Below are 19,394 nucleotides of genomic sequence, written 5' to 3'. Positions count from 1 at the left end.
GGCCTGGCCCGCCGGCGTCGGTCCGGGCGTCAACCTACTGCACTGGATGTAAGGCGCCCCTTCACATCACTCGATAGGTCTTACTTATCAGTTCTATCTGACCAATCGATTTCTCATTTCAATCCCAGAGCTGCCACTCTTAGTCACATCCGTCACTGGGTGAGCATCCCTCCCTCACAGAGGACTTCCCAGACCAGACGGCACATGATGTGGATCACACTCTCGGAGCAAAGGAGCTTGAGTGCTTACTGTCGGTGACCAGTTCCCCGAGTTCGAGCTGACCGCCTGCGTCTCGCTGGACGCGGACAAGGCGTTCGAGACGATCAACCACAAGACCTACGAGGGCTGGAAAGTAGTGTTTTTCTGGCCCAAGGACTTCACTTTCATCTGTCCGACCGAGATCGCCGAGTTCGGCCGGCTGAACGAGGAGTTCGCCGACCGCGACGCGCAGGTGCTGGGCGCCTCCGTGGACAACGAGTTCGTCCACTTCGCGTGGCGCAAGGACCACCCGGACCTGCGGGACCTGCCGTTCCCGATGCTCTCGGACCTCAACCGCGAGCTCAGCTCGGCCCTGGGCATCCTGACCCCGGACGGCGTCGCGCAGCGGGCCACGTTCATCGTCGACCCCAACAACGAGATCCAGTTCTCGATGGTGACCGCCGGCTCGGTGGGCCGGAACGTCAAGGAGGTCCTGCGGGTCCTCGACGCCCTGCAGAGCGACGAGCTCTGCCCCTGCAACTGGAGCAAGGGCGAGGACACCCTGGACGCCACCAAGCTGATGGCCGGGGTCTGACCGCCGCCTTCGGTGAGCGAGTAGGCGAGCAAGGACGGCGGCCGGTCGCGGCGCACGCGGCCGGCCGTCCGCATGAAGGGACACAGATCGTGAGCGTTGACGCGCTGAAGGCCGCCCTGCCGGGTTACGCCAAGGACACCAAGCTGAACCTCGGCTCGGTGACGAGCACCTCGCAGCTGTCCGACCAGCAGCTCTGGGGCACCGTTCTGGCCTGCGCGCTGGCCACCCGCAGCGCCCGGGTCATCGGTGAGCTGGCCGAGGAGGCCGGCGACAACCTGTCGGCCGAGGCGTTCGAGGCCGCCAAGGCCGCCGCCTCCATCATGGCCATGAACAACGTGTACTACCGGGCCACCCACCTCATCGGCGATGACACCTACGCCACCCTCCCGGCCAAGCTCCGGATGAGCGTCATCGGCAGGCCCGGCGTGGACAAGCTCGACTTCGAGCTGTGGTGCCTGGCGGTGTCGGCGATCAACGGGTGCGGGCGCTGCCTGGAGTCGCACGAGAAGGTGCTGCGCGACGGCGGCCTGTCCCGCGAGCTGATCCAGGAGGCGCTGCGGATCGCCGCGGTGGTCAACGCCACCGCCGCCACGCTGGACGCCGAGGCCGCGCTCGCCCCGGCCCCCGCCTCGGTCTGAGCGGCGGTACGGACGGCGGAAGGCCCGGGTGAGACCTCACCCGGGCCTTCACGCGTGCGGGATCACTCCCACTCGATGGTGCCGGGCGGCTTGCTGGTGATGTCCACCACGACCCGGTTGATCTCGCGGACCTCGTTGGTGATCCGGGTGGAGATCTTCTGCAGGACCTCGTACGGCAGCCGCGCCCAGTCCGCCGTCATCGCGTCCTCGCTGGTCACCGGGCGCAGCACCACCGGCTGCCCGTAGGTGCGGCCGTCGCCCTGGACCCCGACCGAGCGGACGTCGGCCAGCAGCACCACCGGGAACTGCCAGATGTCGCGGTCCAGACCGGCCCGGGTCAGCTCCTCCCGCGCGATCGCGTCGGCGTCCCGGAGCACCTCCAGCCGGTCCCGGTCGACCGCGCCGATGATCCGGATGGCCAGGCCGGGGCCGGGGAACGGCTGCCGCCAGACGATCTCGGCGGGCAGTCCGAGCTGCTCGCCCAGCGCCCGGACCTCGTCCTTGAACAGCGAGCGCAGCGGCTCGACCAGGGTGAACCGCAGGTCCTCGGGGAGCCCGCCGACGTTGTGGTGCGACTTGATGTTGGCCGCGCCGGTGCCGCCGCCCGACTCGACCACGTCCGGGTAGAGGGTGCCCTGCACCAGGAACTCCACCGGCTCGGCGGAGTCGCCCACGATGGCGCGGGCCGCCTCCTCGAAGACCTCGATGAACTCGCGGCCGATGATCTTGCGCTTGGCCTCCGGGTCGGTGACGCCCTCCAGCGCCGCGAGGAAGCGCTCCTGGGCGTCCACGACGTGCAGGTTGACGCCGGTGGCGGCGACGAAGTCCTTCTCCACCTGCTCGGCCTCGCCCTTGCGCAGCAGGCCGTGGTCGACGAACACGCAGGTCAGCTGGTCGCCGATGGCCCGCTGCACCAGCGCCGCGGCCACCGCCGAGTCGACGCCGCCCGACAGCGCGCAGATGGCGCGCTTGGCGCCGACCCGCGCGCGGACCGCGTCGATGGACTCCTCGGCGATGTTGACCATGGTCCAGGCGGGGCGGCAGCCGGCGCCCTCGTACAGGAACCGGCGCAGGATCTCCATGCCGTGCTCGGTGTGCAGCACCTCCGGGTGGAACTGCACGCCGTAGAAGCCGCGCTCGCGGTCCTCCATGCCGGCGACCGGGGTCACGCCGGTGCCCGCGGTGACGAGGAAGCCCTCGGGGGCGCGGCTCACGAAGTCGCGGTGCGACATCCAGACCGGCTGCTCGGCCGGCAGCCCGGCGAAGAGGGTGCCGGGGGCGGTCACCGTGACCGTGGCCGCGCCGTACTCGGCGACGTCGGAGTTCTCCACGGTGCCGCCGAGGGCCTGCGCCATCACCTGGTGGCCGTAGCAGATGCCGAACGTGGGGACGCCGAGGTCGAACAGGCCGTCCGGGGCGATCGGCGCGCCCTCCTCGTAGACCGAGGAGGGGCCGCCCGACAGGATGATGGCCTTCGGCCGCTTGGCGAGCATCTCCGCCGCGGGCATGGTGGACGGCACGATCTCGCTGTAAACATGGCACTCGCGCACGCGCCGCGCGATCAGCTGCGCGTACTGCGCGCCGAAGTCGACGACGAGGACGGTGTCGAAGGACTGGTCTACGGCCACCAAGAGACGCCTTTCGCGGGACCCGGATCGGTCGGCTACCCAGTCTATGGGCGGTGGCCGCCTGCACCGATGGCCGCCTGCCTCGCCGCCGTCACGATCGGCTCCCGGATGACGACAGTCCGCTTTCGGTCGCCTGTCGGCGCGCGCCGTGGCATGACTTTCTGATACCAATCGGCTACGTTCCGTTTTTGATCACTCCGGGAGAGCCGTGAAGCCGTTCGCCGCCGCCACGCTGATCGCCGCCCTCGTGCCCGTCCTGGCCGGCCCGCCCGCCGGCGCCTCCGGCCCGGCCGGGACGGCGGGCACCGCGCGGCTCTCCTCCGGGACGCCCGGGTGCCCGCCCGCGCAGGCCCGGGTCCCGGTCCGTCCCGGTCCGCACCCCGGCCACGGCCACGGCCACGGCCACGGGACCGGTGAGCCGACGCCCGCCGAGACCGCCGCGGCCGAGCGCGAGCTGCGTTCCCTGCTCGGGTCCCTGGGGGGCCGTCCGGACGCCTTCTCCGCCCGCCGGGCCGTCGCCCCGCGCGTCACGGTCCCGGTGTACTTCCACGTCCTGCACAGCGGGTCCGCGGGCAACGTGCCCGTCGCCACGATCCAGCGCCAGATCCAGGTGCTGAACGAGGCCCACGGCGGGCGGGAGGGCGGGGCCGACACCGGCTTCCGGTTCGTCCTGCGGGGCGTGACCAGGACCGACAGCGCGGCATGGTACGCCGCACCGGCGCAGTACGAGGGGGCGTTCAAGTCGCACCTGCGCAGGGGCGGCGCGGGGACGCTCAACCTGTACAGCGCCGACATGGGACGGGAGCTGCTCGGCTGGTCGACCTTCCCCTGGAAGTACCGGTCCGAGCCGCTGATGGACGGTGTCGTCGTGAATCCGGACAGCATGCCGGGCGGCTCCGCCCCGAACTTCGGCCGGGGCCACACCGCCACCCATGAGATCGGCCACTGGCTGGGGCTCTACCACACGTTCCACGAGGGCTGCGAGGGCGCGGGCGACCACGTGGCCGACACCCCGTCCGAGGCCGTTCCCGCCAAGGGCTGCCCGATCGGCAAGGACACCTGCGCCGCGCCCGGTGCGGACCCCGTCCACAACTACATGAACTACTCCTTCGACGGCTGCATGAACCAGTTCACCGCCGGTCAGGCCGCCCGGATGCACGATGTCTGGGCCGCCTACCGCGCGAACGACGCGGTCTGACCCCGGCCCGGCCGCGGCCGGGAACGGCTCAGGTGATCCCGGCGATCGGGAGGTGGAGGGCCCCCGGGGCCCCGGCGGGGACGGCCGGGTTCTTCGGGGCGACGGGTTCGACGCGCCGGTAGGCGGTGCCGAGGCGGGGGCGGGGGTCCTCGCCGCCCCGGTTGGGCCAGAACGCCATGGCGCGTTCGGCCTGGGCCGTGATGGTCAGCGAGGGGTTGACCCCCAGGTTGGCCGAGATCGCCGAGCCGTCCACCACGTGCAGGCCGGGGTGCCCGTACACCCGGTGGTACGGGTCGATGACGCCGTGCTCCGGGGAGTCGCCGATGACGCATCCGCCCAGGAAGTGGGCGGTCATCGGGACGTCGAACAGGTCGCCCCAGGAGCCCCCGGGCATGCCGCCGGTCTCCTCGGCGAGGAGCCGTACGGCCTCGTGGCCTTCGGGGATCCAGGTGGGGTTGGGCTCGCCGTGGCCGCGGGTCGCGCGGACGTCCCAGCCGAAGGGGCCGCGCTTGGGCTCCAGGGTGATCGAGTTGTCGCGGTTCTGCATGACGAGGGCGATGACGGTGCGTTCCGACCAGGTGCGCACGTCCAGGAGCTGGGCCAGGTCCTGGGGGCGCCGGGCCATGTGACCGAGGAACTTCAGCAGGCGCGGGCGGTGCCGTTCGCCCGGCCGGTCCCCGTCCACGAGGACGGTCTGCAGGGCGGCCATCAGGTTGGAGCCCTTCCCGTACCGCACCGGCTCGATGTGGGTGTCGGGGGCCGGATGGAACGAGGAGGTGATCGCCACGCCCTTGGAGTAGTCCGGTCCGGGACGGCCGTTGCGGCGGCCGACTCCGAGGATCGCCTCGGAGTTGGTGCGGGTCAGGGCGCCCAGCCGGTCGGAGAGCCGCGGCAGCCGCCCGGTCCTCTTCAGCTTGTGCAGGAGTTTCTGCGTGCCGTAGGTGCCCGCGGCGAACACGACCTGCTCGGCGGTGAAGGTCTTGCGGTTCCGGCCGAACGAGCCGGTCCGCACGATCTCGACGGAGTAGCCGCCGCCCTCGCGCGGGGTCACCTGGGTCACCCGGCTGAGCGGCATGATCCGCGCGCCGGCGCGTTCGGCCAGGTAGAGGTAGTTCTCGGTGAGCATGTTCTTGGCGCCGTGGCGGCACCCGACCATGCATTCGCCGCATTCGGTGCAGCCGCGGCGGCGGGGCCCGGCGCCGCCGAAGTACGGGTCGTCGCTCTCCACGCCGGAGCCCTGGCCGAAGTGCACGCCGACCGGGGTGCGGACGAAGGTGTCCGCCTTGCCCATCCGCTCGGCCACTTTCCGGATCGCCCGGTCGACGTCGGTGACGGTGGGGTTCTGGACAACGCCCAGCATCCGCCGGGCCTGGTCGTAGTAGGGGGCCAGCTCGTCCTGCCAGTCGGTGATGTGCGCCCACTGCCGGTCCTGGAAGAACGGCGCGGGCGGCACGTACAGCGTGTTGGCGTAGTTGAGGGAGCCGCCGCCGACCCCCGCGCCCGCCAGGACCATGACCCGGCTGCCCTTGGCGCCGCGGATCAGGTGCATCCGCTGTATGCCGGTCAGCCCGAGCGCGGGCGCCCACAGGAACCGGGAGACCTTCCAGTTGGTCGCGGGGAGGCCGGGGTGGCGCGGGGTGGAGGCACCGGCGGCCGGGCCCGTGTCGTAGCGGCGGCCCGCCTCGATCACGGCGACCCGGTAGCCCTTCTCGGTGAGCCGCAGCGCGGTGACCGCGCCGCCGAACCCCGACCCGACCACGGCCACATCGAAGTCGTACCGCCCGGCCATCGCCCGCTCCCCCCTGCTCGCTCTCGACTGATCGCTCTCGACTGATCGCTCTCGCCTGCGCCCACGCCCGTCGTGTCCGCGTGGGGTGGCTACTTGAGCCGGAGCCGTTTCATGGTCTTGATGCTGGAGGCCATGATGTCGGCGAACTTCTCGTACGACAGCGAGCCGGGCGGCTCCAGGTCGGCGATGTGCTGGCTGGCGATCGTCTGGACCTCGGTGAACTTCAGCAGCCCCTCGGCGCCGTGCCGGCGGCCGACCCCGGACTGCTTCATCCCGCCCATCGGGGCGTCGTAGGAGGCGTACGCCGCGCCGAACCCGTCGTTGACGTTGACCGTCCCCGCGTGGATCCGGGCGGCGATCCGGCGGCCGCGCGCCGGGTTGCGGGTCCACACCGAGGCGTTCAGGCCGTACTCGGTGTCGTTGGCGCGGGTGATCGCCTCCTCGACGCTGGCGACCTTGTAGATCGACACGACCGGGCCGAACGTCTCGTTCGCGCACAGGTCCATGTCGCCGGTGACGTCGGTGAGGACGGTCGGCTCGTAGAAGAGCGGGCCGAGGTCGGGCCGGGCCTTGCCTCCGGCCAGCACGGTGGCGCCCGCCTCGACCGCCTGGTCGACATGGCGGGTGACGGCCTCCAGCTGGCGCGGGTAGGTCAGCGACCCCATCTCCACGGCGAAGTCCAGCTCGGTGCCGAGGCGCATGCCCTTGACCAGCTCGGCGAAGCGCGGCACGAACCGGTCGTAGATCGCGGCGTGGACGTACATCCGCTCGATCGAGATGCACAGCTGGCCGGCGTTGGTGAAGCAGGCGCGCAGCGCGCCGCGGGCGGTGCGCTCGACGTCGGCGTCGTCCAGGACGAGCATCGGGTTCTTCCCGCCGAGCTCCAGCGAGTACCCGACCAGGCGGGGCGCCACCTTCGCGGCGATCGCCCGGCCGCCCCGGGTGGAGCCGGTGAACGAGACGTAGTCGGCCTCGTCGATCAGCGGGTCGCCGATCTCGGCGGGCTCGCCGACCACGATCTGCCACAGGTCGCGCGGCAGGCCCAGCGAGACGAGCAGGTCCAGCACCCACAGGCTGGACAGGCAGGTCTGGGTGTCCGGCTTGTGGATGACCGCGTTGCCGGCCATGAGCGCCGGGGCGATGTCGCTGGCGCCGAGGGCGAACGGGTAGTTCCAGGGCGCGATCAGGGCGACGACGCCCTTGGGGTGCCGCAGTTCCTGGACGCGGGTGAGGCCGGGCATCATGCCCTGCCGGCGCTTGGGCTTGAGCAGCCCGGGCGCCCGGCGCGCGTAGTACAGCGAGCACAGCGCCACGTCGAGGAACTCCTCCAGCGCGTGCCGGCGGGCCTTGCCGGTCTCGATCTGGATGACGTCCAGGATCTCCTCGCGCCGCTCGACCAGCGCGTCGGCGAGCCGCAGGAACGGCTTGACCCGCTCGCTCACCGGCAGCCGCGCCCAGGCGCGCTGGGCCTTGCGGGCCCGCTCGTGCGCGCGGCGGACGTCGGCGGCGCCGGACAGCGGGATGGCGGCCAGGTCCGCGCCGGTGAACGGCGTGGGGATGGTCGTGGTGGCGGCGTCCGGGCCGTCACCGGCGACGATGTGGGAGGTCAGCCGATCGATCAGGGCCTGGGGGAGCCGGTGCGCCGCCGTGCCCGGGGCGGGGACCGTCGGGGATGCCATGCGAGCAGAATATGACCGCCTGGCCATGTCTGGCTACCCGCAAGTAATCAGGCATTCCCGGTGATGTGGCTCACCCGCCCCGGGGCCGGCCACCGCCCGGACCGGCGCCGCCCGGCCCGGCGCCGCCCGGCCGGGCATGGCTGGCCGCCCGGCCGGGCCCGGTGGCCGCCGTGACGGGTCAGGGCGTGACGATGGGAACGATGTCGGGCGCGCCGCGGCGCCGCGCGTCGGCCTCCTGGTCGCCCTCCTGGCTCTGGGAGAGCCGCTCCGCCTCGACCCGCTTGTGGTAGTACTCGATCTCCCGGTCGCGCTGCTTCTTGGACCAGCCGAGCACCGGCGCCACCAGGTCGGCGGCCTCCTGCACGACCCCGAGCCCGCGGTCCCAGGTCTCGATCGAGATGCGGGTACGGCGGGCCAGCACGTCGTTGAGGTGCCGGGCGCCCTCGTGGGTCGCCGCGTACACGACCTCCGCGCGCAGGTAGTCGTCGGCGCCGGCCAGCGGCTTGCCCAGGTCGGGCTGATCGGCGATCAGTTCCAGCAGGTCGTCGACCAGCACCCCGTACCGCTGGAGCAGGTGCTCGATCCGCGCCACGTGCAGCCCCGACATCGAGGCGAGCCGGTGCCGGGCGTTCCACATCGCCTGGAACCCCTCGCCGCCGACCAGCGAGATGCCGTCGGTGCACGACTCGGCGACCTTGCCGTCCAGGCCGTGCGCGACCGCGTCGATGGCGTCCTTGGCCATCACCCGGTACGTGGTGTACTTCCCGCCCGCGACCAGCACCAGCCCCGGCACCGGGTGCGCCACGACGTGCTCGCGCGACAGCTGGGAGGTCTCCTCGGTCTCCCCCACCAGCAGCGGCCGGAGCCCCGCGTACACGCCCTCGACGTCGTCGTGCGTGAGCGGGGTGTTGAGGACCGAGTTGACGTGCTCCAGCACGTAGTCGATGTCGGCGCGGGACGCGGCGGGGTGCGCCTTGTCCAGGTCCCAGGCCGTGTCGGTGGTCCCGATGATCCAGTGCCGGCCCCACGGGATGACGAACAGCACCGACTTCTCGGTGCGCAGGATGATGCCGGTCGAGGAGTGGATGCGGTCCTTGGGGACGACCAGGTGGATGCCCTTGGACGAGCGGACGTGGATCTGCCCGCGCCCGCCGACCAGCTCCTGGATGTCGTCGGTCCACACGCCCGTGGCGTTGACGACCTGCTTGGCGCGCACCTCGGTGGTGGTCCCGGCCTCCAGGTCGCGGATCCGGACCCCGGTCACCCGCTCCCCCTCGCGGAGGAAACCGACGGCCTGGGTACGGGAGGCGATGCGGGCCCCGTAGGCGGCGGCCGTACGCAGCACCGTCATCACGTAACGGGCGTCGTCGACCTGCGCGTCCCAGTACTGGATGGCGCCGACGAAGGCGTCCTTGCGCAGCGACGGGGCCAGCCTGAGGGCGCCGCGGCGGGTCAGGTGCCGGTGGTTCGGCAGGCCGCGGCTGTTGCCCATCTGGAGCGCCAGCAGGTCGTACAGCGCGACCCCCGCGCCGAAGTAGCCGCGCTCCCAGACCCGGTGGGTGGTCGGCAGGAGGAACGGGACCGGCCGGACCAGGTGCGGGGCGATCCGCAGCAGCAGGGCGCGCTCGGTCAACGCCTCCCGCACCAGGTCGAAGTTGTACTGCTCCAGGTAGCGCAACCCGCCGTGGATCAGCTTCGAGGAACGCGAGGACGTCCCGGAGGCGAAGTCGCGGGCCTCCACCACCCCCACCGACAGGCCCCGGGTCGCGGCGTCGAGCGCGGCCCCGGCGCCCACGATCCCCGCCCCCACCACGAGGACGTCGAACTCCTCGCGCGCCATCGCGTCCAGGGCGCGGGCCCGCTCGGCCGGCCCCAGCCGCGAGCTGCCCAGTCCGGTCACCGGTGATCCCGTCATCGCGATTCCCCCTGTGAGGTCGGATAGTGAAAGATTCCTACCCAACAGTAAGGATGACGGCACACCGACTATGCCCGGATTATCCCTGACTGGGGCATTCCGGATGGTGAGACGCCCCACACAGGGCGGACGCCGGTTCCCGCACGGGGCGGAAACCGGTCCCGCACAGGGCGGACGCCGGCCGGTGCACCGGCCGGCCGCCCGGGTCAGTACGCGTGCGGGGCGACGACCACCTGGACGCGCTGGAACTCCTTGAGCTCGGTGTAACCCGAGGTCGCCATCGCCCGGCGGAGGGCGCCGATGAGGTTCATCGAGCCGTCGGCCACATGCGAGGGCCCGTGCAGGATCTGCTGCATGCTGCCGATCGTGCCCAGGTCGATGCGGGTGCCGCGGGGCACGTCGCCGTGGTGGGCCTCGCTGCCCCAGTGGTAGCCGCGGCCCGGCGCCTCGGTGGAACGGGCGAACGGCGAGCCGACCATGACCGCGTCCGAGCCGCAGGCGAACGCCTTGGCGATCTCACCGCTGTTGGTCATGCCGCCGTCGGCGATGACGTGCACGTACCGGCCGCCGGACTCGTCGAGGTAGTCGCGGCGGGCCGCCGCCACGTCGGCGACGGCGGTGGCCATCGGCACCGCCACGCCCAGCACCGTACGGGTGGTGTGCCCGGAGCCGCCGCCGAACCCGACCAGCACCCCGGCCGCGCCGGTGCGCATCAGGTGCAGCGCCGCGGTGTAGGTCGAGCAGCCGCCGACGATGACCGGGACGTCCAGGTCGTAGATGAACTGCTTGAGGTTGAGCGGCTCGGCGCGGCCCGACACGTGCTCGGCCGACACCGTGGTGCCGCGGATCACGAACAGGTCCACGCCGGCGTCGATCACGGCCTTGTGGAACTGCGCGGTGCGCTGCGGCGACAGCCGGGCGGCCACGGTCACGCCGGAGTCGCGGATCTCCTGGATCCGGCGGCCGATCAGCTCCTCCTTGATCGGCTCCTGGTAGATCTCCTGGAGCCGGCGGGTGGCGCGGGCGTCGTCCAGCGAGGCGATCTCGGCCAGCAGGGACTCGGGGTTGTCGTACCGGGTCCACAGACCTTCCAGGTCGAGCACCGCCAGCCCGCCCAGCCGCCCGACCTCGATCGCGATCGCCGGGCTGACCACGCTGTCCATCGGCGCGACCACCAGCGGCATCTCGAAGCGGTAGGCGTCGATCTGCCAGGCGACGCTGACCTCCTCGGGGTCGCGCGTGCGGCGCGACGGGACGATGCCGATCTCGTCGAAGGCATAGGCCCGGCGCCCGCTCTTGCCCCGGCCGATCTCAACCTCAGCAGCCACTGCGCTTCCTCTTTCCAGGCCCGTACGCGAGCTCGCGGGCGGACACATCGTGATCGTGCGGGAGTGTTCCCGCCCGCGGCGGGGAACAAGCCACGGCGAGTTTACCCATCCGTCCCGAGCGCCCCGACCGGCCCGACCGGCCCGCCGGAGATCAGCGGCCCTGGTAGTTGGGCGCCTCGACCGTCATCTGGATGTCGTGCGGGTGGCTCTCCTTGAGCCCGGCGGCGGTGATCCGCATGAGCCGGCCGCGCTCCTGCAACTCCGGGACCGTACGGGCGCCCGCGTACCACATCGACTGGTGCAGCCCCCCGACGAGCTGGTGGGCGACGTTGGACAGCGGCCCCCGGTAGGGCACCTGGCCCTCCACGCCCTCGGGGATCAGCTTCTCCTCGCTGGAGACGTCGGCCTGCGCGTACCGGTCCTTGGAGAAGGACCCGCCGCGCTCGCGGTTGCGCATCGCGCCGAGCGAGCCCATGCCCCGGTACGACTTGTACTGCTTGCCGTGCACGAAGATCAGCTCGCCGGGCGACTCCTCGACGCCGGCCAGCAGGCTGCCCAGCATCACGGTGTCGGCACCGGCCACCAGCGCCTTGGCGATGTCGCCGGAGTACTGCAGACCGCCGTCGCCGATCACCGGGATCCCGGCCTCCCGCGCCGCCCGGGACGCCTCGGAGATCGCGGTGATCTGCGGGACGCCGACGCCCGCGACCACCCGGGTGGTGCAGATGGAGCCGGGGCCCACGCCCACCTTCACCGCGTCCGCGCCCGCCTCGGCCAGCGCCCGCGCGCCCGCGTAGGTGGCCACGTTGCCGCCGACCACCTCCACCCGGGAGTTGGCCTTGATCTTGGCGATGGTGTCGGCGACGCCCTTGGAGTGGCCGTGCGCGGTGTCCACCACGATCACGTCGGTGCCCGCGTCGATCAGCGCCTGGGCCCGGCGGATCGCGTCCTCGCCGACCCCCACGGCCGCCGCCACCAGCAGCCGGCCGTCGGTGTCCTTGGTGGAGTCGGGATATTGCTCGCTCTTGGTGAAGTCCTTGACCGTGATCAGCCCGCGCAGCCGGCCGTCCCCGTCCACCAGCGGCAGCTTCTCGATCTTGTTGCCGGCCAGCAGCGCGAACGCGTCCTCCCGGGAGACCTCCACCGGCGCGGTGATCAGCGGCATCGGGGTCATGACCTCGCGCACCGGGCGGGACAGGTCGTTCTCGAAGCGCATGTCGCGGTTGGTGACGATGCCGACCAGCACCCCGCGCACGTCGGTGACGGGGACCCCGGAGATCCGGTAGCGGGCGCACAGCTCCTCGACGTCGGCCAGCGTCGCGTCCGGGAGGCAGGTCACCGGATTGGTGATCATCCCGGCCTCGGACCGCTTCACCCGGTCGGCCTCGGCGGCCTGCTCCTCCACCGGCATGTTGCGGTGCAGCACGCCGATGCCCCCCTGGCGGGCCATCGCGACCGCCGTACGGGACTCGGTGACGGTGTCCATCGCCGCCGACACCAGCGGGATGCGCAGGGTGATCCCCCGGGTCAGCCGGGTGGTGGTGTCCACATCGCCCGGCTGCAGGTCCGAGTAGCCCGGCAGCAGCAGCACGTCGTCGAAGGTGAGGCCCTCGGGGATGATCCGGGGCTCTGCGGCGGGGTTCATGACTACCTTCCCTGCTGGCGTCGGATGGTACGGCCAGGTCACGACGGCCTCGTTCCATGGTAGGACCCTGACCTGGCCCGGGACGGCGCTTTGCGCGCGGCGGCGAGTGGTCTTGACGACATCCGGGACGGGCCGGGAGCCGGTCCTGCGGCAACGCCGCGTGCCCGTCCCGGCATTCCCCGGGGCGCTCCGGACGGGCCGTGACGCCCCTGGGCGGCGGCGTTCCGGTCCCCGTGCCCGGCCCGCGGCGCGCCCGTGACCGGGCACGATCCGGGACGCGGACACGCCGGGCCCGGCACGGCGGTTCGCGTCCGGATGAAATCGGGGGGTGCACCGACCGGGGGGCGTGGCAGTAGCGTGGGGGTGTGCACGACGACGCTCCGCTCGACCCGTTCGCCGGCGACCCGGAGGACCCGGCCGCCTCGCTCGGCGACCCGGGCGAGGACGTCGCGCCCCTGAGCGTGGCCGAGCGCGAGGACGTCCTGGCCGACCTGGCCGATCTGGAGGTCTTCCGGGCGCTGCTGGAGCCGCTGGGCGTCCGCGGGCTCACGGTCGACTGCGGCGACTGCGGGAAGCCGCACTACATCGACTGGGACCTGCTGCACGGCAATCTGCGCCACCTGCTCGACCAGGGGCTGCCGCGGGTGCACGAGCCCGCCCTCTCCCCCGACCCGGTCGACTACGTCAGCTGGGAGTACGCCCGGGGCTACGTCGACGGCGTCATCGACAGCGAAGAGGGACGCGACACTCCCTGATCCCGAAGGGGATCAGCGCCGGTCCCGGCCGCCACGGCCGCGTCCTGGGGCCCTCTGTTCCGGCCCGCCGTCCCGCCCCCGCGCCTCGTCCCGCCCCTTCTTCGCCCGCCGGTGCGTCCGGTCGGATCCCTCCGGCCGCGGCTCCGCCGAGAACTCCGGGCCGGGACCGCCGAAGCGTTCACGCCAGGTGTCGAACGCGTGGCGGAACGAGTGGGGCGGGCGGCCGGGGCGGTCCTCGTCGCCGTGGGTCACGCGCGGCGGCACGCCGCGGGGCCCGCCGGCCTCGCCTCCGGGGCCGGACGCGGGGCCCTTCCGCTGCGCCTCGGCCCCGTGACGGTCGTCGTCCCGGGCGGCGGCGGGCACGACCACCAGCCGCGGCGTGACCGGGGCACCGGGGCGGAGCGCGGCGGACGCGTCCGCCTTGCCGGCCTCCGCGCGTCCGGGCCCGGACTCGTACGCGCCCGGCGGGGTGCCGGCGGCGTTGGCGCCCTGGGCGGCGTCGCCGGGCTCGCCGCCCGCGGCGGCGACGCCCGAGCCGGCCAGCACGGCGCCGGCCACGCCGAGGGCGACGATCGTGCGGGAGCCGCGGCGGCGCGGGCCGTTCGGCGGCGAGGGCCGCTCGCCGGGGGACGCCTGCCGCCGGGGCGGCTCCTCGTCCACGTCCCTGATCAGCGCGTGCAGCAGCCGGACGGCCGGATCGGCGGTGCCCGCGGCGGCCTCAGTGGCGGCGGCGCCCCGTCCCGCCAGAGCGTCCAGGAGGGCGTCGGTCCGCCGGACCGCGGTCAGGTCCCAGCCAGGGGGCGCCGTGGCAGCGGGACGTTCGGTGCTCCCGCCGGGGGCGGACGCCGTGGGAGGCGCGTCGGAAGGCGGCGTCGGGAACGCGGCACCGCGGGTCGAAGGCTCTGCCGGATCCGGGCCGCCCTGGCTCCGTTCCGTCAAGCGATCGACTCCTCTCTGGCCATCGCCCGGAGACGGGCCAGCGCCCGGTGCTGCGCGACCCGAACCGCTCCCGCGGACATGCCCAGTACATTACCGGTCTCCTCGGCGGACAGGCCCGCCACCACCCGCAGCAGGACCAGCTCGCGCTGGTTCTCGGGGAGGCGGGTCAGCAGGTCACGGGCGCGCTGGGCCTCGATGTGGCGCACCACGGTCTCCTCGGGGCCGGGCCGGTCGTCCGGCCCGTCGGGGAGATCCTCGGTCGGCACGGCCGCCCGGACGGCGCTGCGCAGCGCGTCGGCGATCTTGTGCGCGGCGATGCCGAAGACGAAGGACGCGAACGGCCGTCCCATGTCGCGGTAGCGGGGCAGCGCCGACAGCACGGCGATGCAGACCTCCTGCGCCACGTCGTCGGCGATGTGGTACTGCCCCGAGACCCTCCCGAGCCGGGCGCGGCAGTAGCGCACGACCATCGGGCGGACATGCTTGATGAGCGATTCGATCGCGCTGGGGTCACCCTGGACGGCAAGGTTCGTCAGTTCCCTGAGGTCCCCTTCGTCGGCTTTAGCCGGACGCAGCGCCCGTGTCCCGCGGCCGGTATCGCGGGGCGGTGGAGGGGGCAGCCCCTCCGAGGTGTCGACAGCGCGTGCGGCCGCGTTCCCGGCGAAGCTTCCCTCGGTCACGTTGAGCATGATGCCCAGCGTGCCGGGGCCTGTCTCCCTTGTGGCCGACAACGGAATGGTCACAGTGTGCGGAAGTGGCCCCAACGATCACGCATCGCACCCTCGGCGTTCCGCAACGTGATCGGAACACTCCGCGTCAGGCCGCACGGGGTTACAAAAGGGATAAATCACGACATATTTATCATTCTTCGCATTGAATGCAAAAGGGAGGTCCCCGCCCGTTCGAGCAGGAACCTCCCCTTCGTTCCGCGACCGGTCAGTGACCGTGCCCGTGACCGTGCCCGTGGCCGCCGCCGGCGGCGGCCTCGTCGGCCTCCTCCGGCTTCTCGACCACGAGGACCTCGGTGGACAGCAGCATGCCGGCGATGGACGCGGCGTTGGTGACCGCGCTGCGGGTCACCTTCACCGGGTCGATGACGCCCTGCGCGATCAGGTCGCCGTACTCGCCGGTGGCGGCGTTGTAGCCGTGGCCCGCGGGCAGCTCCTGCACCTTGGAGACCACGACGTAGCCCTCCTGGCCGGCGTTCTCGGAGATCCAGCGCAGCGGCTCGACCAGCGAGCGGCGGACCGCCTCGGCGCCGGTGGCCTCGTCGCCGGAGAGCCCGAGGGCGTCGAAGCCCTCCTTGCCCACGTGCACCAGGGCGCTGCCGCCGCCGGAGACGATGCCCTCCTCGATCGCCGCGCGGGTCGCCGAGATGGCGTCCTCCAGGCGGTGCTTCTTCTCCTTCAGCTCGACCTCGGTGGCCGCGCCGACCCGGAGCACGCAGACGCCGCCGGCCAGCTTGGCCAGCCGCTCCTGCAGCTTCTCCCGGTCCCAGTCGGAGTCGCTGTTCTCGATCTCCACCTTGATCTGGTTGACCCGGGCGTCGATCTCCTCCTGCGCGCCGGAGCCGTCCACGATCGTGGTGGCGTCCTTGGTGACCGTGATCCGGCGGGCCCGGCCCAGGTCGTCCAGCCCGATCGAGTCCAGCTTCAGGCCGATGGCCTCGCTGACGACCTGGCCGCCGGTCAGGGTGGCCATGTCGCCCAGCATCGCCTTGCGGCGGTCGCCGAAGCCGGGGGCCTTGACCGCGACCGACAGGAAGGTGCCGCGGATCTTGTTGGCGACCAGCAGCGCCAGCGCCTCGCCCTCGACGTCCTCGGCCACCACGAGCAGCGGCTTCTTGGTCTGGGCGACCTTCTCGGCCAGCGGCAGGAACTCCTGCACGTTGGAGATCTTGCCGTCCACGATCAGCACGTAGGCGTCCTCCAGGACGGCCTCCATGCGCTCGGGGTCGGTGACCATGTGCGGCGACAGGTAGCCCTTGTCGAACTGGAGGCCCTCGGTGAACTCCAGCTCCAGGCCGAAGGTGTGCGCCTCCTCGACGGTGATCACACCGTCCTTGCCGACCTTGTCGAACGCCTCGGCGATCAGGTCGCCGATCTGGGCGTCCTGCGCGGAGATCGTCGCGACGTGCGCGATCTCGCCCTTCTCGTCGACCTCGCGGGCCGTCTTGAGGAGCTGGTCGGAGATGTGCCGGGCGGCGGCGTCGATGCCGCGCTTGAGCGCCAGCGGGGACGCGCCGGCGGCGACGTTGCGCAGGCCCTCGCGGACCAGCGCCTGGGCCAGCACGGTGGCGGTGGTGGTGCCGTCACCGGCGATGTCGTTGGTCTTGGTCGCCACTTCCTTGGCGAGCTGGGCCCCCAGGTTCTCGTAGGGGTCCTCCAGCTCCACCTCGCGGGCGATGGTCACGCCGTCGTTGGTGATCGTCGGCGCGCCGAACTTCTTGTCGATGACGACGTTGCGGCCGCGCGGGCCGATCGTCACCTTGACGGCGTCGGCGAGGGCGTTGACGCCGCGCTCAAGAGCCCGGCGAGCGTCCTCATCGAACTCCAGGATCTTCGCCATGCGGGATACTCCACTTTCGTGTACGGCGAGCTGTCACGCGACCGCCCCGGCCGCCCCCTCTAACGGGCCGGACCGGGGCGGTGCATCACGTCTCGGGTGATTACTTCTCGATGACCGCGAGAACGTCGCGGGCGGAGAGGACCAGGTACTCCTCGTTGTTGTACTTGACCTCGGTGCCGCCGTACTTGCTGTAGAGCACAACGTCGCCGACGCTCACGTCGAGCGGCACACGCTCGCCCTTGTCGTCGATGCGACCCGGGCCCACGGCCAGGACGGTGCCCTCCTGGGGCTTCTCCTTGGCCGTGTCGGGAATGACCAGGCCCGACGCGGTGGTGGTCTCGGCCTCGAGCGGCTGGACGACGATGCGGTCCTCCAGCGGCTTGAGAACAACCTTGGTGGCGGTCGTCACGATCTGACCTCCCCTTCGATTGGTCCTCGGCCGGCCAAGGCTGGCCGACCGGCACTTGTGACAGAAGAGGCGACCCTGGACCGGCCTGTCGTCGCGGGTGCCAGACCGACCTTGTCGCTGTGGTTGGCACTCTCAGGTTGAGAGTGCCAGTCATGGAGACTATTCCGTGCCCGGTGGCCCGTCAACACGAACAGGCCGAGCCGCCCGCCCGGTTCCCCGGTCCGTCCGCACCCCGCGCCACCGGCGCTAACGTCCAGCCTATGGACATCCAGGCGTTCCGCGACCTCCGCACCCCCGCCGGGCAGCAGGCCCTGGAGGCCGCCGCCCGCTCGGACGTGACCGAGAACGCCCTGCTGGCCACGGCCTCGCGGCTGCGCGAGGAGTACCCCGCCGAGCTGGTGTCGGCCGCGCTCACCCAGATACGGCTGCGCGCGCGGGCCCGCGCCAAGTTCGGGACGGACGCCGCCGCCATGTACTTCACCCAGGCGGGCCTGGAGCAGTCCACCCGGGCGAGCGTCGCCGCCCACCGCGCCCGCCGCTTCGCCGCGTACCTCGGCGCGTCCGGGAACGGCGCCGGTCCTTCCCTCGACGTTCACCGGGTGCTCGAACTCGGCTGCGGGATCGGCGCCGACCTGATCGCGCGGGCGCGGGCGGGCTGCCAGGGCGAGGGCGTGGAGCTCGACCCGCTGACGGCGGAGGTGGCCCGCGCCAACGTGGCCGCGTTCGGGCTGGAGGACCTGGCGTCCGTACGGGTGGGCGACGCGACCGGGGAGGACCCCCGCGGGTACGCGGCGCTCTTCGCCGATCCCGGGCGGCGCACCGCCCGGGGCCGCGTCTTCGACCCCCGTTCGTACGAGCCGCCGCTGGACACGGTCCTGGCGATGGCCCGAAGCGTTCCGGCGGCCTGCGTCAAGGTGGCGCCCGGCATCCCGTACGAGGCCCTCTGGGACGCCCCCGGCCCCGAACACGGCGTTCCCGCCTCGGCGGGCGGGCCGCTGGAGGCGGAGTGGATCTCGGTCGGCGGGGAGGTCAAGGAGGCCGCGCTCTGGCTGGGCGGGCTGGCCGGCGACGCCGCGCGCCGCGCCACGCTGATCCCGTCCGGCCCCGGAGAGGTCCGGACGCTCACGCCGGAGCCGGGGCTGGGCGATCCGCCGGTCGGCGACTGGGGCAGGTTCCTGTACGAACCGGACGGCGCGGTCATCCGGGCCCACCTGGTGGCCGAGGTGGCGGCCCGGGTCGGCGGGCGGCTCGCCGACCCACGGATCGCCTACATCACCTCCGACGCTCTGGAGCCGACCCCGTTCGCCGCCGCGTACGAGATCGAGGACGTGCTGCCGTTCTCGGTGAAGCGGCTGCGCGGGGAGCTGCGGCGGCGCGGCGTCGGGACGCTCACGATCAAGAAGCGAGGCTCGGCGGTCGATCCCGAGCGGCTGCGGCACGACCTGGGCTTCGGGCGGCGCGCGTCCGGCCGGGCGGCGGGCGGGGGCGCGGCGGCCCTGACGCTGGTGCTCACCCGGGTGGGGCGTGCCCCGGTCGCCCTGCTGACCACCCCGGCGCGCTGACCACCCCGGCGCGCTGATCGACCCGGCGCGCTGACCGAAGATCTTCCCTTGGACGACAATGCCAAGTGCGGCCGGGCGCCATCCCACGGACGAGCAAATCCTGAGATTTTTACGGTGGTGCGCGCGTGCCGGTATTCACCGGGTCCGGCGACCGGTAAAGCGGGCCGGCGAAACATTCGGCCGAGAATCCATGGCGCCGTTCCCCGCGGCAGGAACGCCCTCGGAACGACCTGTGCCGATCATGGCCGCAGGCCCGCCGCGGCAACGGGAACGAGCCTCTCCGGCGGGCACCTCTCCAGCGTTCCGGGAAGGCGGAACCGGCCGCGCCGGCGGCCTCCCGCTCTCCTTGACGGCCTCGCCGCACTTACCGCGTTCACCCCCTCCTCCTGACATCTTAGAAATATCCCTTTCAACACGTACGTCCTTCAGTTCCGCCGCCCGCACAACAAGCGCGCTCCACGGAACTCCTAACGTTCTCTGATCGCCGTTAGCCGCGCGGGTCGCGCGCACTACAGTTGGCGCTTCACGATTTGATTGCCGCGCGCCAT

At 72.3% G+C, this 19,394-nt stretch carries 15 protein-coding genes; 5 read left to right on the top strand and 10 right to left on the bottom strand.

The features are described 5' to 3' along the window. Positions 1–241 precede the first annotated feature (241 nt). Positions 242–793, top strand: coding sequence for a peroxiredoxin (locus IW256_RS03060; RefSeq protein WP_197009491.1), 552 nt, complete (start codon positions 242–244; stop codon positions 791–793). A gap of 89 nt (positions 794–882) precedes the next feature. Next, complete coding sequence (gene ahpD / locus IW256_RS03055) at positions 883–1,431, top strand: alkylhydroperoxidase, AhpD family (protein ID WP_197009490.1); 549 nt, start codon at positions 883–885, stop codon at positions 1,429–1,431. A 62-nt stretch (positions 1,432–1,493) separates the two neighbouring features. Here the strand turns inward: ahpD and guaA are convergent, their stop codons facing one another. Beyond that, entirely contained in the window at positions 1,494–3,059 is a 1,566-nt protein-coding gene (gene guaA, locus IW256_RS03050) for a glutamine-hydrolyzing GMP synthase (RefSeq protein WP_307828718.1), read from the bottom strand. Positions 3,060–3,267: 208 nt separating this feature from the next. Here guaA and IW256_RS03045 point away from each other — a divergent pair, with 208 nt between their 5' ends. After that, entirely contained in the window at positions 3,268–4,257 is a 990-nt protein-coding gene (locus IW256_RS03045) for a zinc metalloprotease (protein WP_197009488.1), read from the top strand. A gap of 28 nt (positions 4,258–4,285) precedes the next feature. Here IW256_RS03045 and IW256_RS03040 read toward each other — a convergent pair whose 3' ends face one another. The 5 genes from IW256_RS03040 to guaB form a co-directional block, all read right to left on the bottom strand. Then, the gene (locus tag IW256_RS03040; RefSeq protein WP_197009487.1) at positions 4,286–6,046 is read right to left on the bottom strand and encodes an FAD-dependent oxidoreductase; all 1,761 of its coding nucleotides are present in this window, start codon (positions 6,044–6,046) and stop codon (positions 4,286–4,288) included. Positions 6,047–6,135: 89 nt separating this feature from the next. Beyond that, entirely contained in the window at positions 6,136–7,725 is a 1,590-nt protein-coding gene (locus tag IW256_RS03035; protein WP_197009486.1) for a succinic semialdehyde dehydrogenase, read from the bottom strand. Between the two features lie 178 nt (positions 7,726–7,903). Beyond that, the gene (locus tag IW256_RS03030; protein WP_197009485.1) at positions 7,904–9,640 is read right to left on the bottom strand and encodes a glycerol-3-phosphate dehydrogenase/oxidase; all 1,737 of its coding nucleotides are present in this window, start codon (positions 9,638–9,640) and stop codon (positions 7,904–7,906) included. A gap of 206 nt (positions 9,641–9,846) precedes the next feature. Then, the gene (locus IW256_RS03025) at positions 9,847–10,968 is read right to left on the bottom strand and encodes a GuaB3 family IMP dehydrogenase-related protein (protein ID WP_307828717.1); all 1,122 of its coding nucleotides are present in this window, start codon (positions 10,966–10,968) and stop codon (positions 9,847–9,849) included. A gap of 151 nt (positions 10,969–11,119) precedes the next feature. Further along, positions 11,120–12,613: an IMP dehydrogenase gene (gene guaB, locus IW256_RS03020; protein ID WP_197009483.1), complete on the bottom strand. Its 1,494-nt coding sequence runs from the start codon at positions 12,611–12,613 to the stop codon at positions 11,120–11,122. A 365-nt stretch (positions 12,614–12,978) separates the two neighbouring features. Here guaB and IW256_RS03015 point away from each other — a divergent pair, with 365 nt between their 5' ends. Continuing rightward, positions 12,979–13,368: a DUF5319 domain-containing protein gene (locus IW256_RS03015; protein WP_197009482.1), complete on the top strand. Its 390-nt coding sequence runs from the start codon at positions 12,979–12,981 to the stop codon at positions 13,366–13,368. Between the two features lie 12 nt (positions 13,369–13,380). Here the strand turns inward: IW256_RS03015 and IW256_RS03010 are convergent, their stop codons facing one another. The 4 genes from IW256_RS03010 to groES form a co-directional block, all read right to left on the bottom strand. Further along, the gene (locus IW256_RS03010; protein ID WP_197009481.1) at positions 13,381–14,307 is read right to left on the bottom strand and encodes a hypothetical protein; all 927 of its coding nucleotides are present in this window, start codon (positions 14,305–14,307) and stop codon (positions 13,381–13,383) included. Next, a complete protein-coding gene (locus IW256_RS03005) occupies positions 14,304–14,882 on the bottom strand; it encodes a sigma-70 family RNA polymerase sigma factor (RefSeq protein ID WP_197016060.1) in 579 nt (192 codons plus the stop codon). Before IW256_RS03005 ends, IW256_RS03010 begins: the two co-directional genes overlap by 4 nt. A 361-nt stretch (positions 14,883–15,243) precedes the next feature. Beyond that, the gene (groL, locus tag IW256_RS03000) at positions 15,244–16,875 is read right to left on the bottom strand and encodes a chaperonin GroEL (protein ID WP_197009480.1); all 1,632 of its coding nucleotides are present in this window, start codon (positions 16,873–16,875) and stop codon (positions 15,244–15,246) included. Positions 16,876–16,975: 100 nt separating this feature from the next. Continuing rightward, positions 16,976–17,284 carry a co-chaperone GroES gene (gene groES / locus IW256_RS02995; protein WP_425549719.1) on the bottom strand — a complete coding sequence of 103 codons (309 nt, stop codon included), beginning with the start codon at positions 17,282–17,284 and terminating at the stop codon, positions 16,976–16,978. A gap of 260 nt (positions 17,285–17,544) precedes the next feature. On the opposite strand from groES, the gene IW256_RS02990 reads away from it, so the two are divergent. Continuing rightward, positions 17,545–18,846: a class I SAM-dependent methyltransferase gene (locus tag IW256_RS02990; protein ID WP_197009479.1), complete on the top strand. Its 1,302-nt coding sequence runs from the start codon at positions 17,545–17,547 to the stop codon at positions 18,844–18,846. The last annotated feature ends 548 nt before the right edge of the window (positions 18,847–19,394 follow it).

The sequence above is a fragment of the Actinomadura viridis genome (genome assembly GCF_015751755.1).
Taxonomy (GTDB): Bacteria; Actinomycetota; Actinomycetes; order Streptosporangiales; family Streptosporangiaceae; genus Spirillospora; species Spirillospora viridis.
Note: the sequence above shows the minus strand (reverse complement) of the source record. Positions and strands in the feature narration are given on the sequence as shown.